Below are 12,787 nucleotides of genomic sequence, written 5' to 3' on the forward strand. Positions count from 1 at the left end.
GCGCTGACGCGACCATGCCGAACGAGCTGCCGTGCGAGCTACCGGACGAGCCGGGGACTAGCGGACGTAGAGGTCGTACCAGCCGTAGATGGGCACCAGCTGGCACTTGTACTCGTTGAAGCCCTCACGCACATACTGCGCGCCGACGTCCTTGCACCTGGACTTGCTGGTGTATTGGCCGATGTAGACCCAAGCGGCCTCAGCCGTGGGGCCTTGAACGGTGGTGGCCTGAATGGTGGTGGTGGCCTGAGCCGTAGCGGCCTGAGCGGTGGCGGCCGTTCCCCCGACCGCCAGGATCGCAGCTCCGATGGTCAGGAGAGCTGTACGCGTACGCATCTGTGTCTTCCTTCTACTGAGGTGGGCACGATGGTGAAGCAGGGAGATCATGTTCGACAACTCCACGCGTACGCAAGGTAGTTCGAAATATTGGCTCCAGGTTTTACTCGATCACGTCCCGCGAGCTCCTGGAGGAGTGCGGCGGGACCTGCTGCCCGAGAAGGCCGGCGGCGAATACACCTGGCCCACCGACCGCACCGTGGCCTGTGTCCGCGGTGGCGGGCAGGCCGTTGACCTCCGTGTATGCCATCCGCCCACGGTAGGGTCCGGCTCCGCGTTGGGCGGTTGTTAGTCCCGCGTTAGCAGTCGGTTAGCCCCCTTCGGCAGGGTCCTCCACGAACGGCCTGCTCGGCCGTCGTCGTACATGACTCGCGGTGTGGGCGGGCCTCGGTCCGCCGGTGCCCGAACGTTCCAGGGAGAGGACGCATCTCGTGATATTCGCCGTTGTGGGGCTGGTCGTGGTCGGCGTCGTCACGGCGCTGAACCTGGTGGTCCTCCTGGTTGTGCTCCGCCGGTGGCGCGAGCTCGAGACCTCCGGCGGTGGCCCGCAAGGCCACAATTCGGCCAGCTTGGGAGAGTCCGGCATCCAGAGCGGCGGCCGGATTCCGCGTTTCTCCGCCAGGGCGCTGGACGGCACCGAAGTGACGGAGCGAAGCCTGCTCGGCCGGGAGGTCCTGGTCGGTTTCTTCTCGCTCACCTGCAAGGCCTGTGTCGAAGCCGTACCGCATTTCGCCGGGCACGCCGAGCGGCTGCGGGCCACCGGGGGGACGACCCTGGCCATCGTCCACGGCGTCGACTCCGCGCAGAGCGAGCTGGCCGCGATGCTGAGTGCCGCGGTGGACGTGGTGATCGCCGAGGACTCCGAGGCCGAGCTGTCGAAGCAGTACGGCGCCAAGCACTTCCCGAGCCATGCCCGGTACGGCCCCGACGGCGTGGTGACCACGGCGGCCGCCGGCGTTTCCGCCCTCCGGAGGGAGCTGGTCGCCTCCTGAGTCGGGGCGGACAGGTGACCGGCGCCGCCGGCCGCACTCCCGCCCCGTACAGAGAGTGCACATGCGCGTTCGCGGCAGGCGCCACCTGCTTCTGCCGCTCGCGCTGTGCCGACGGAGCCCGCGTCACGCACCGCGGTGCCTGGACCCGCGACGACAAGGGTTGTTGATCTCCCGCGTGGCCGCGCCCGCAGGGGCGGCCACGGGGTTGCGCACAACGAAGAAGCCCGTCACATCATCGAAGGAGATGCCATGTTCCAGACTCTGACCCGGCGTGCCACCCGCGCCGTCGAGGTACTGCTGCCCAAGGCGACCGCCGACGCCGCCTGCCCGCCCGACCCGTACACCCAGTGCAAGTACATCAACGGAGTGTGCTTCTGTCGCAGGTGCTCCACCAACGGGGCGTGCGTCACGCACTGCGGCGTCTGGGAGTCCAAGAGCAACAACTACTGCTGATCTGCTACTGCTGATCTGCCGCGTGGCCGCTCCCTCGGGGGCGGCCACGCCGCCGCACCACGTCCCCCAGGAGCTCCCGTGCTGTACGTATCGCTCGCCTGCCGCCTCACCCTGGCGGCGGTGATGGCACTGGCGGCGGTGACCAAACTGCGCTCTCCCGGTCGCTTCGCCGCCTCCCTGGCAGGTTTCGACTTCATACCTGAGCGGCTCCGGCGCCCCCTCGCCGTGCTGGTCCCGGGCGTGGAACTCCTGCTCGCGGCCCTGCTGGCGCTGCCGAGCACCGTCACGGCCGGATTCTTCGCCGCGGTGCTGTTCTGCTGTGGCCTGACGGCCGTCCCCGTGCTCGTGCTCGCCCGGGGGAAGCAGGTGAGCTGTGCCTGCTTCGGTGCCAGTGACGTTCCCTTGGGCGGCTGGCACGTCGTCCGCAACTCCGTGCTGCTGGCGGCCGCCGGTCTCGGAGCGTTCCTTCACGTACACCTCGGCGACGGTCCCACAGCGCATCCGCCGGGGATCGCGCTGGCCGTCGCGGCGGCTGCCGTGCTCACCACCCTGATTGTCTTCACCGATGACATCGCCGTGCTCTTCCGCTCCCCGGCCGTTGCCGGGGACACCGGCCGGTGAGACGGCGTCGGCTGCGGAGGCGTCGGCACCGGAAAGGACTCCCGTGGAATACCTCGTCGCAGGACTCGTTCTCGTCGCGGCTGTCGCGGCGATCAACGCCGCACTGACGCTGGCCGTGATGCGTCGCTGGCGCGAGCGTGTCAGCACCCCACCGGCCACGGCACACAGCCACGGTTCCGTCGAGCCGGATTCGGACCCGGATCTGGGGATCGCGGCCGGAGCCAGGATGCCCGCCTTCACCGCGGTCACCGCCGACGGCGTGACCGTCACGCGCGACGATCTGGCGGGACGGGAGGCCCTGATCGCGTTCTTGTCACTGGACTGCTCCGGGTGCGACGACAGCCTGCCCGCCTTCGGCGAGCGCGCTCGCGAACTGCGGGCCGCGGGAGGCATCGTGCTGGCCACGGTGGTCGGGATCGACGCGGCCGAGAGCGAACTGGCCTCCCGGCTCGCCGGTATCGCGGATTTCGTGGTCCCGGAGTTCCTGGACGCGCCTGTCAGCAACCACTTCGGAGCCCGCTACTACCCGGGATTCGCCCACTACGGAGCGGACGAGCTCGCCATCGCCGCCGGCATCGGCATGGAGGGGCTGGCCAAGTCCGCGCAGCCGTCGGCGTTGTGACCGCGGACACCGGGACCGCCGAGAACACCGAAACCGAACCAGCCACCGGCACCGGCACCGGGCTGACTGCCGACGCCTCCGTGCCGCGCGGGCTGAGAGCGGCCTACGCGCTTGCCTGGCGCGCCTGTCCCGGAATACTGATCCTCCAGGCCGTGATGGCGGTCGTCGGAGGCACGGCGCCGGTCGCCATCGCCTGGCTGATCAAGGCCGTTCTCGACGAGCTGTCCGGGCCGGGAGCCCGGTTCGCGCCCCTCGCGTGGATGGCCGCGGGCATCGGCGGCCTGGGGATCGCGATGGCCGCCACATCGGCCCTCACCACCTACGCGGCGGGGCACACCCGGCGAGCCATCGGCCTGTACGCCCAGGACCGGCTGTTCGCCGCGGTCAACCGGCTGCGTGGGCTGGCAAAACTGGAGCAGCCCCGCTTCCACGACCGGCTGCGGCTGGCCCAGCAGACCGCCGAACACGCTCCGGACCAGCTGGTGGGCACCGGTCTTTCCACTCTCCAGGGCACCCTGGGCATCGTCGGATTCCTGGCCACCCTGGTCACGATCAGCCCGGTGATGGCGGGCGCTGCCCTCCTGGCCGCGGCACCCGCGCTGGCCGCCCATCTGATGCTGAGCCGCAAACACGCCGGGCTGCTGTGGAGCACCAGCCCGGGCATGCGGCGAAAGCTCTTCTACCAAATGCTGCTGACGGATCTTCAGGCGTCGGCGGAGGTACGGCTGTTCGGCCTGGGCGACTTCCTCCACGGCCGGATGCTCACCGAGCTGCGCACGGCCAACCGCGCCGAGGACCGGCTGGAGCGCGGCGTCGTACGCGTCCAGGTCTCCCTCGCCGTCCTGGGAGCACTGCTCTCGGCCGGGGGCCTGCTGTGGGCGATGCACGCGGCGGTCTCCGGGAGCATCACCCTCGGCGACGTCTCCGTCTTCATCGCCGCCCTGGCCGGCCTCCAGTCCGGACTGGGCATGCTGGTGCAGAACATCGCCCTGGGACATCAGGCCGCCCTGGTCTTCCACCACTATCTGACCGTGGTGGACGTACAGGACGACCTGGCCACCCCGTTGCGGCCCCGGCCGCTCGTACCGCTGTCCCGTGCCATCGAGCTGCGCGACGTGTGGTTCCGCTACGGCGAGGACTCCCCCTGGGTGCTGCGCGGCGTGAACCTGACCATCCCGCACGGCGCCAGCGTGGCCGTCGTCGGGCTGAACGGCGCCGGCAAGAGCACCCTGGTCAAGCTGCTCTGCCGGTTCTACGATCCGCAGCGCGGCTCCGTGGTGTGGGACGGCGTCGACGTCCGGGACGTCCCCGTGGAGGAGTTGCGGCAACGGATCGGCGCCGTGTTCCAGGACTACATGGACTACGACCTCACCGCCGCCGAGAACATCGGGCTCGGCGACCTGGTATCGATCGACGACCGGGACCGCATCCGTGTCGCCGCCGAGCGCGCCGGGATCCACGAGACCGTGGAGCGACTGCCTGCCGGTTACCGGACGATGCTGAGCAGGGTGTTCCACGCCGGAGACGAGGAGGACGCGGACGGTGACGCGGAGGGGGACGGGCAGGTGGCCGGCGTCCATCTGTCCGGCGGCCAGTGGCAGCGCCTGGCGCTGGCCCGCGGTCTGATGCGCCAGGGCCGTGATCTGATGATCCTCGACGAGCCCAGCTCCGGCCTGGACGCGGTCGCCGAGCGCATGGTCCACGACCGGCTGCGGGAGCTGCGCGCGGGCGCCACCAGCGTGCTGGTCTCCCACCGGCTGAGCGCCGTGCGCCGGGCCGACCGGATCGTCGTCCTTCAGGACGGCCAAATCATGGAGAGCGGTGACCACGCCTCTCTCACCGCCTCCCCGAACGGCGTGTACGCCCGGCTGTTCCACATCCAGGCGGAGGGCTACCGCGACGACCCGGACCCGGGACCGGTCTCGGTCCCGGCGGCGACGGCGGGCGCCGGATGAGCCGGAGGGCTGGTTACGCCGCCGCGGCGGTTCTCGGCATCGGGGCCCTGGGGGTGGCGCGGCGGCTGCTGTCCACCGTCACCGTGCGGGGCGGCAGCATGACCCCGACCCTGCAGGCCGGCGACGTGCTGCTCGTACTGCGGCACCGCCGCCGGTGCCGGCCCGGCACCATCGTGGTGGTCCAGCGGCCCGACCCACATACGGGGTGGAGCGGCCCGCCGGACCGGTCCGGGGCCGACGGTTGGTACGTCAAACGGGTCGTCGCGGTGGCCGGTGACCCGGTGCCGCCCTGGGTGCCGGCCGTTCCGCAGAGCCGTGTGCCGTCCGGCATGCTGGTCCTGCGCGGCGATCATCCCCGCTCGGACGATTCCAGGCGATGGGGCTTCTGCCCGGCGGAGCAGATGTACGGGGTGGTGCTCCTGCGGCTGCCCGGCCGCCGGGCGGGCGACGACGTCGGTGTCTGACGGCGCCGGTGTCTGACGGACCCGGTGTCTGACGGATCCGTTCCGCGTGGGGGTGTGGCACCGGGAGACCGTCGGACCAGTCGGTCCGCGTCTCCCCGTTGGCAGTCAGTCCAGCGCCCGCAGTCCCCGCAGGCTCCGCTCGACCCGCAGCGACAACCCGTATCTGCGGCCCAGCGCCAGCGAGCGTTCCCAGGCCTCCCTGGCAGCGTGCCGGTCGCCGCAGTGCAGGTGGGTGCGGGCGAGGGTATCCAGCGTGTCGGCGGTGCCCGCGTGATGCCCGAGGCGCCGCCGTATCCGCAGTCCCTCGTCCAGCGCCGCGAAGGCCTCCTCCGGACGGTCCAGCGCGCGCAGGGCGTCGCCAAGACTGGTCAGCGTCGACGCCGTGCCGACGAGGTTGCCGCGCTCCCGCCATAAGGTGAGTGCCTGCCGGTGGCGCGCCTCGGCCCCGCTCGGATCACCGGCCGCCAGGAGCGCGTCGCCCATGTTGCCGAGGACGTTCGCGATACGCTCCCTGTCCCCCGCCTCGCGATGCAGTTCCAGAGCCCGCTCCCCGAAGGCGAGAGCCTGGCCGAACTGCCCCAGTTGCCGGTACACCACGGACATGTTGGTGCACAACGACGCCTGCCCCGCCGCGTCACCGGCCTTCTCGAAGTAGGGCAGGGCGGTCTGCAGATGTTCCAGGCACAGGTCGGAGCGGTGGGCGAGCCCGTGAGCGACGCCGAGCCGGCTGTGCAGCCACCCCTGGCCGAGCAGATCCTCGTGCTTCTCCACACAGCGCAGCGCCGCCTTCAGGCACCGCTCCCATTCCCGGGTCCACCAGAACGTCTGGGCGTAGCCGAAAAGGCCGGCCGCCATCCGCCAGGCCAGGTCCGGACGCGCGTACCCGGCCGCCAGCCGGATCGCTTCGGTGAGCGCGGGCAACTCCCGTGCACACCAGTGCAGCGCCTGCTCCTCGTCGGCGAACTCCGGCAGCGGCGCCGCGATGTCCGTGTCCAGGGGCGGCAGCGGCGGGGACTCCGGGGCCAGGACGGCATTCGCCTTCGCCACCGCCGCCGTGTACCAGGCCAGCAGCCGCAGCCGGGCGGCCTTCCTTGTCTCCCGCGGCTCTTCCTCGTGGGCCCGCTCGACCGCGTACTCGGCCAGCAAGTCGTGGAAGGTGTACTGGCCGGGGCGCGGGGTCTGCAACAGATTGGCGTCCACCAGGGCCTCCAGCAGGTCCCGGGTCCTGTTCACCGGCTGGCCGAGCAGAGCCGCGGCCGGCTCCGCGGCGAGCACAGGCCCGGACCACAGCCCGAGCATCCGGAACGCACGCGCCTGCTCCGCTTCCAGGGGCAGCGGGCTGTCCCGCATGGCGACGTAACTCATGGCGAAGGTGTCCTGGACCGCGACTCCGCCGGCGGACAGCGCTCGCAGCCGCCCGCGGCTGGAATCCAGGCGCTGCGCCAGCGTCGTCAGCGGCCACGCGGGCCGGGTGGCCAGGCGGGCACCGGCGATGCGCAGCGCGAGCGGCAGGCCGCCGCAGGCGGCGAGAATCGCGGCCGTCGCGTCGGGATCGGCCCGGACGCGCCGGGAGCCGCAGAGGGCGGTGAGCAGACGGCGCTGTCCCTCCATGTCCAGGGGGCCCAGCAGCACCCGGCCGGCGTCCGGTACATCTGCCAGCGTGGAGCGGCTGGTGACCACTACCGCACAACCGCCGCCGCCGGGCAACAGGGGCGCGATCTGGGCGGCGTTGCGGGCGTTGTCCAGCAACAGCAGCACGCGCCGGCCGTGCAGGACCGAGCGGAACTGCGCCGCCCGGTCGTCCGTGTGCTCGGGCAGCGGTTCCTCGCGGGCGCCCAGGTCGGTCAGGAAGCGGGCGAGCAGTTCGTGCGGTTTCCGCGCGTCACCGGCGCCGAATCCGCGCAGGTCCGCGTAGAGCTGACCGTCCGGGAACGCGGTACGAAGCCGGTGCGCGGCGTGTACGGCCAGCGCTGTCTTGCCGATGCCTCCCATGCCGGAGATCACCACCAGGCGCGGGGCGGAGAGCGCCGGGTCGGGCCGCAGCATGGCGATCAGCTCCTCGATCGCCCCCTGTCTGCCGGTGAACTCAGCGGTGTCGGCGGGGAGCTGAGCCGGTATGGGCCGCGGCGGCCCGGACGCGGTCTCGGCGGCCGCCGACTCGGACGAGCCTGCCGTGGACGAGCCTGCCGTGGACGAGCCGGGCTCAGTCGGGCCGGGCTCAGTCGGCGCGGATTCAGTCGGCGCGGATTCAGTCGGCGCGGATTCGGTCGGCGCGGATTCGGTCGGGCCAGGCTCGGGTGCCGACCGGTCGGGCGAGGCTTGGGCAACCCCCTGGTGAGCGGTCAGGATGTCCTGATGGGTCTCCTGGATCGCGGGGCCGGGCTCGATGCCGAGTTCGTCGATCAGGGTCCGGCGCAGCCGGTGGAATACGGCAAGGGCTTCGGCCTGCCGGTCCGTACGGTGCAGGACCATCATCAACTGCCGGTGGAACGCCTCCCGCAGCGGGTGCTCCTCGGCCAGTCGCGCGAGCTCGGGCGCCAGACCGCGATGGCGGCCCAGGTGCAGTTCCGCGTCGAATCGCCATTCCAGCGCCTGTATGCGGGCTTCCAGAAGCTGCTGGATCTGCGGCCGTACCTCGGCACCGGCGAGGGTCAGGTCCGGCAGGTCGGCCAGCGGCGCACCACGCCACAGTTCGAGGGCCCGGGCGGTCTCGCGGCCGACCATCGCCCAGTCCCCCCGCAGCCGGCCGGCGCGGGCGCTGTCCAGCCGGTCCGCGAACAGTTCACTGTCCAACTCTCCTTTGCCGACCGCGAGCAGATATCCGCCCGGCACCGCGCGCAGCCGGGACCGGCCCTCCTCGGTGAGGAGGCGCCGCAGCCGCGCCACGTGATTGTGCAGCGAGGCGCTCGCGGTGGCGGGCGGGTGCTCACCCCACAGGACGGCTTCCACGGTGTCGAGCGGGACCATGCGATTGGGCTGAAGCAGGAGTGCGGCCAGCAGTGCCCGGAGCTTGGCGCCGCTGATCGGGCGCTCGGCAGCGCCGTCGTGAACGGTCAGCGGGCCGAGCAGACCGAACCACATGACACGCCTCCGGACAACAGGGGCATGGTCGGCCCGTGGGCTACGGGGAGTAGATCCGTTGGCCGCATATTAGTCGGCTGCCTGTCCGGGCGCGTCAGGATCTTGCACGTCCGTCGCGCCCGGAGTGTGGCGCATTCGCTCGCTGACTGTGGGAAAGCCTGGCGTGGCCCGTTCAGTCCTCGGCCAGGCGTCGTGGCTCCGGCCCGCGTGCCGCCGGTTCGACGCGCGGGCGGTTGTCGCGCAGTCGAACGGATCGCCCGTCAGCGCGGCGGCGAGGCCGGGGAAGGCGAGGAAGTGGCTGCCTTTGCGCTCGTACCGGGCAGTGGGGCGGCGGTAGCCGAAAAGCCAGGAGATGGTGCGGGCGATGAGGTCGGACCTTGGTGGGCCTGCGGCAATGGTGGGCCCGCGTCGACCGCCGATGGCCTGCCGTCAGCTCTGCCGGCCGGCCAGTTCGCGCACTTTCTGGTAGCCGCGGTCGTCGTGCCGGATCCTCACCAGTGCGTCGATGAGCCGTACGAATCGCCGGTCGTCATCCACCAGCGCACGCAGGGAGTCCGGGTCATGTCCCAAGTCGAGGCGGTCGGCTGCGTCAAGCGCCTTCTTGTCCGCGAACGGGCTCAGTTCCTGCCACAGCAGCTGAGCCTCCCGGAAGAAGGCATCCACCACGCCGTCGTCCACGTTTGCGAAGTGCCGGAGCAGTTGCCGTTCCCGCTGCGGGTCCTTCTCCGCGTCCTCGCGCAGTTCGCCGAGGTCGCCTCCGTGATCTTCCAGCAGGTGCAGTGCCGCGTCGGTCATCGCCGTGCTGATGCGCTTGCGGTCACCCTCGCGGTACCCGGCGTCGGCGAGCACCTTCGCGATCTCCGCGGTCCCGGCCTGCCGTACCTTTCCCGCGGTCGACCAGTTGCGACCGCGCAGGGTCATGAGCGTGCGTACGGCTGTCTCGGGGGCCACTCTGGCGTCCGTCAGTGCGGCCAGCTGCAGCAGCTGGAACATCGTGTGCGGCTGATTCTTGAGACGGATCTCTGCCTCTTCGGCAAGGCTGTGGTGCCCGTACCGGTCCAGCAGTGCCTCCACCAGTTCCTTCTTCTGCTGCTGAGCGTGCTGCTGAGCCATGCGTCCTCCTCACCGGGGCCCGGGACTACCGGCCGGTATCCGCCGGCAGTCCGGGCCTCGCGATCGAACCATCCCACCGTGGCCTGGGAGAAGGTGCGACGCCGTCGGTTGAGGGATGCGCCACGTCCGGCTTCGGCGCCGGGCCGGAGACCTGCGCTCGCGCCGCAGCGACGCCCGGCACGCCGTCCCGGGCACGTTCACCCCTTGCCCTGTCCGGTCTTCTTCTTCAGACGTCGCCTCTGCCGAGCGGTGACCGTCTTGCGTCCGCTCTGTCGTAGGTACGCTTCCTCGCGTCGTGCGTTGTCCATGGGCCCTCCTCCCAGTCGTCAGGTGACGGCGCCGGTGCTTCGGCGAAGAGCACTCCGCACCGTCAGGAGCGGAGCACGCGCGTCACCTGTTCGGTTCTGCGGCGCTGATATTGCCCAGGGCGGAATCCGGGTCGCGCTCGAGGGCCAGGTCCACCAGGGCGACCAGACCCACCACGCAATCGCGGTCGGCGTCGACCACCGGCAGACGGCGGACCGCTGTGGCCCGCATGAGGTGTACGGCATGGTCGATCCGGTCGTCGGGAGCCACGGTGACCAACGCGGACAGGTCACGGTCGCTCACCAGGCCGCGCAGATGGCCGTCCTCCGTCACCAGCGCCGCGCCGATGTCCTCGTCGCGCATGCGGCGGGCGACATCAGTCACGTACGCGCGAGGGCTGGCCTGGACGGGCGGGGCCGTCATGACTGCCGTACCGTTTCTGCCATTGGGACCTCCACAGAAGGCAGGTCGAGACAGGACGCCGACGCCTGCGCCGTATGTTCTTCGCGAACAGTTTGCTCTCGCCCGGCTTCAGCTGCATCCGGAGCGGCATCAGCCCTTTCGGCCGCGGGTTCCCCTCAAGGCGGCCCCGAATCACCTGAGCACGGCAGGTCCGAACCGAGGACCTGGACGACAGGTGAGTGGCCTGAGCGCGTCGGCCGTCGGATGGGGCCATCCGCCTCACAGCACGACCGTCAGTACGCGGTCCAGCAGCTCAGCCGCGGCTTCCAGCGCGGCCACCACCTGGCTACCGGCTGGTCCCGAACCCTGTGCGTTCCGCCGGGAACTGCCGACGCCGATCGAGAGGCATGCGCTCGTGGATCAGCTGATCATCGAGCTGGTCCGGCACTCGGTGGCCGAGGAGAAGTACCTGTATCCCGTCGTACGCAGGGTGCTCCCCGACGGAGACACACTCGCGGACAGAGCACTCGAGGAGCACACGGCGGCGGAGGAGCTGATGAACGCCCTCGACGGAGCCCATCACTTCGACGCGGCCCAGCTGGACACTGCCGCCCGGGCGCTGATGACCCGGGTTTATCGGCACTTCCAGGACGAGGAAGCGGTCGTCTTCCCCCGGCTTCGTGCCGCGCTGTCGGCACAGGAGCACAAGCTGCTCGCGCCGGGCACGGCTTTGGTGGATCGCGTATGCGACTGGCTGTCCGGAAGAACCACCTGAGCCAAGGACGTCCCAGGGAGGATCTTCCGTGTAGCCATCGGCGCCGCGGGTACTCCGTGGGGGCCGGAACACGGCTCATCCATGGCGTGAGCCCTGCGGCCCTTCGCACAGCACACGCGGCACCGGGCACTACTGGAGGCAGGATGGTCAGCCATCAGCATCTGGTCGAGAAGGTCGCGTCGGGCACGGCTCACCGATACCACCGCGGCCGACGAGATCGTCCACACCACCAGGCCGGCCGACGCCTTGAAGGACGTCGCGCGCCACTCGGGCGGGACGCCGGAGCAGGCGCTCTTTCTGACGCGGACCGTCCTGTCCCAGGTGGCGGCCGGGGAACCAAAGCTGACAGCCGACCTGCAAGGGCCCTCCCGGACGAGTTCGGCACGCTACTCACCGCGCCCGACGCCACCCCCGAGCGGTCGAGCACCGCCACCGAGGCTCCGGCTCCGCTGAGCCAGGACGAAGTCGACGCGGCACTGAGACGACGGCGGCCGGGGTGGACCGGGACACGCACCAGCTGTCCCGTGCCATCGCGCTTCCGGCCGACCGCGTTCCCGTCCTGCTGCACCAAGTCGAACTGACCGCGAACGACCGGATCGACGACGCCGTCATGGCGGTCGGAGCCGGCTCCTGATCCACATGATCCATCCGGCCCCGGTGGACAGCTGGCGCACTCGGTCAGCCAGGCGGCAACCGCGCTTCCTGGCCCACCATGCCACCCAGGAGGAAGCAGAACCGTGAACCAGCCACAGCACCCCGCCCACCGGTATCCGCGGCCCGAGTTTCCCTCCCAGGACCAGCCGCACCCCGGCTGGACCGGCCCCATGGACCCACCCCCGGACCACGGTGAGGACTCCTACCGGGGCAGCGGCCGGCTCGACGGCCGCAAGACCGTGATCACCGGTGGGGACTCCGGCATCGGACGGGCGGTCGCACTTGCGTTCGCCCGCGAAGGCGCCGACGTGCTCTTCACTCACCTGGACGACGAGGAGGACGACGCACGGCAGACCGCCCACTGGGTGGAGGACGCCGGGCGGCGCGCGGTGCCGGTCTCCTGCGACGTCCGTGAGGAGGCCAACTGCCAGGCTCTGGTCGACCGGGCCGTGGATGAGCTCGGCCGCATCGACGTCCTGGTGAACAACGCGGCCTATCAGATGTCCCAGCCGGAGGGCATCGAGGCCATCTCCACCGAACAGTTCGACCGCGTGCTGCGCACCAACCTCTACGGCATGTTCTGGCTGTCGAAGTTCGCCCTGCCGCACATCCCCGAGGGCGGCAGCATCATCAACTCCACCTCTGTGCAGGCGTACAAGCCCAGCCCGCACCTGCTCGACTACGCCATGACGAAGGGCGCGATCGTCACCTTCACGCAGGGGCTGGCCCAGATGCTGATCGAGCGGGGCATCCGGGTCAACGCGGTCGCGCCGGGCCCGGTGTGGACGCCGCTGATCCCGGCGACGCTGCCGGACACGGTGGAGTTCGGCAAGCAGTCGCCGCTCGGCCGCCCGGCGCAGCCCGCCGAAATGGCCCCCGCGTACGTCTTCCTCGCCTCGCAGGAGGCGTCCTTCATCACCGCGGAGATCGTCAACGCCACGGGCGGGACACCCCTGCCGTAGAGCACCTCACCGTCCGATCGCTCCTCCTCCTGCGCCGCCTCCCGCACGGCG

At 70.8% G+C, this 12,787-nt stretch carries 14 protein-coding genes; 9 read left to right on the forward strand and 5 right to left on the reverse strand.

Going from position 1 to position 12,787, the window contains the following annotated elements; translation table 11 throughout:
• Positions 1-57 precede the first annotated feature (57 nt).
• Positions 58-336 carry a hypothetical protein gene (locus tag ACIHCQ_RS21535; protein WP_399664419.1) on the reverse strand — a complete coding sequence of 93 codons (279 nt, stop codon included), beginning with the start codon at positions 334-336 and terminating at the stop codon, positions 58-60.
• 103 nt (positions 337-439) lie between these two features.
• Positions 440-586, reverse strand: a complete 147-nt coding sequence (locus tag ACIHCQ_RS21540) for a hypothetical protein (RefSeq protein WP_399664422.1) — start codon at positions 584-586, stop codon at positions 440-442.
• A gap of 181 nt (positions 587-767) precedes the next feature.
• Here ACIHCQ_RS21540 and ACIHCQ_RS21545 point away from each other — a divergent pair, with 181 nt between their 5' ends.
• From ACIHCQ_RS21545 to ACIHCQ_RS21570, 6 genes are all read left to right on the forward strand, one after another.
• Positions 768-1,328: a TlpA disulfide reductase family protein gene (locus tag ACIHCQ_RS21545; RefSeq protein WP_399664425.1), complete on the forward strand. Its 561-nt coding sequence runs from the start codon at positions 768-770 to the stop codon at positions 1,326-1,328.
• 249 nt (positions 1,329-1,577) lie between these two features.
• On the forward strand, positions 1,578-1,781 hold the full coding sequence (locus tag ACIHCQ_RS21550) for a hypothetical protein (protein ID WP_399664427.1): 204 nt from the start codon (positions 1,578-1,580) through the stop codon (positions 1,779-1,781).
• Positions 1,782-1,859: 78 nt separating this feature from the next.
• On the forward strand, positions 1,860-2,402 hold the full coding sequence (locus ACIHCQ_RS21555) for a MauE/DoxX family redox-associated membrane protein (RefSeq protein WP_399664430.1): 543 nt from the start codon (positions 1,860-1,862) through the stop codon (positions 2,400-2,402).
• Between the two features lie 43 nt (positions 2,403-2,445).
• The gene (locus tag ACIHCQ_RS21560) at positions 2,446-3,024 is read left to right on the forward strand and encodes a peroxiredoxin family protein (protein ID WP_399664432.1); all 579 of its coding nucleotides are present in this window, start codon (positions 2,446-2,448) and stop codon (positions 3,022-3,024) included.
• Positions 3,021-4,979, forward strand: coding sequence for an ABC transporter ATP-binding protein (locus tag ACIHCQ_RS21565; RefSeq protein WP_399664435.1), 1,959 nt, complete (start codon positions 3,021-3,023; stop codon positions 4,977-4,979). Before ACIHCQ_RS21560 ends, ACIHCQ_RS21565 begins: the two co-directional genes overlap by 4 nt.
• Complete coding sequence (locus tag ACIHCQ_RS21570; RefSeq protein WP_399664438.1) at positions 4,976-5,443, forward strand: S26 family signal peptidase; 468 nt, start codon at positions 4,976-4,978, stop codon at positions 5,441-5,443. Before ACIHCQ_RS21565 ends, ACIHCQ_RS21570 begins: the two co-directional genes overlap by 4 nt.
• A gap of 105 nt (positions 5,444-5,548) precedes the next feature.
• Here ACIHCQ_RS21570 and ACIHCQ_RS21575 read toward each other — a convergent pair whose 3' ends face one another.
• From ACIHCQ_RS21575 to ACIHCQ_RS21585, 3 genes are all read right to left on the reverse strand, one after another.
• The gene (locus ACIHCQ_RS21575) at positions 5,549-8,524 is read right to left on the reverse strand and encodes an AfsR/SARP family transcriptional regulator (protein ID WP_399664441.1); all 2,976 of its coding nucleotides are present in this window, start codon (positions 8,522-8,524) and stop codon (positions 5,549-5,551) included.
• Positions 8,525-8,953: 429 nt separating this feature from the next.
• Positions 8,954-9,637 carry a hypothetical protein gene (locus ACIHCQ_RS21580; protein ID WP_399664443.1) on the reverse strand — a complete coding sequence of 228 codons (684 nt, stop codon included), beginning with the start codon at positions 9,635-9,637 and terminating at the stop codon, positions 8,954-8,956.
• A 390-nt stretch (positions 9,638-10,027) separates the two neighbouring features.
• Positions 10,028-10,366 (reverse strand): CBS domain-containing protein, encoded by a 339-nt coding sequence (locus ACIHCQ_RS21585; protein WP_399664446.1) that lies wholly within the window; start codon positions 10,364-10,366, stop codon positions 10,028-10,030.
• Here ACIHCQ_RS21585 and ACIHCQ_RS21590 point away from each other — a divergent pair.
• The 3 genes from ACIHCQ_RS21590 to ACIHCQ_RS21600 all read left to right on the forward strand — a co-directional run bounded on the left by ACIHCQ_RS21590 (position 10,365) and on the right by ACIHCQ_RS21600 (position 12,736).
• Positions 10,365-11,120: a hemerythrin domain-containing protein gene (locus ACIHCQ_RS21590; RefSeq protein WP_399664449.1), complete on the forward strand. Its 756-nt coding sequence runs from the start codon at positions 10,365-10,367 to the stop codon at positions 11,118-11,120. The two genes, ACIHCQ_RS21585 and ACIHCQ_RS21590, sit on opposite strands and share 2 nt — an antisense overlap.
• 496 nt (positions 11,121-11,616) lie before the next feature.
• Entirely contained in the window at positions 11,617-11,754 is a 138-nt protein-coding gene (locus ACIHCQ_RS21595) for a hypothetical protein (RefSeq protein WP_399664452.1), read from the forward strand.
• Between the two features lie 103 nt (positions 11,755-11,857).
• Positions 11,858-12,736, forward strand: coding sequence for an SDR family oxidoreductase (locus tag ACIHCQ_RS21600; protein WP_399664454.1), 879 nt, complete (start codon positions 11,858-11,860; stop codon positions 12,734-12,736).
• The last annotated feature ends 51 nt before the right edge of the window (positions 12,737-12,787 follow it).

Origin of the sequence: Streptomyces sp. NPDC052236 (assembly GCF_044548015.1) — a bacterium.
In the GTDB taxonomy this organism is placed as follows: Bacteria; Actinomycetota; Actinomycetes; order Streptomycetales; family Streptomycetaceae; genus Streptomyces.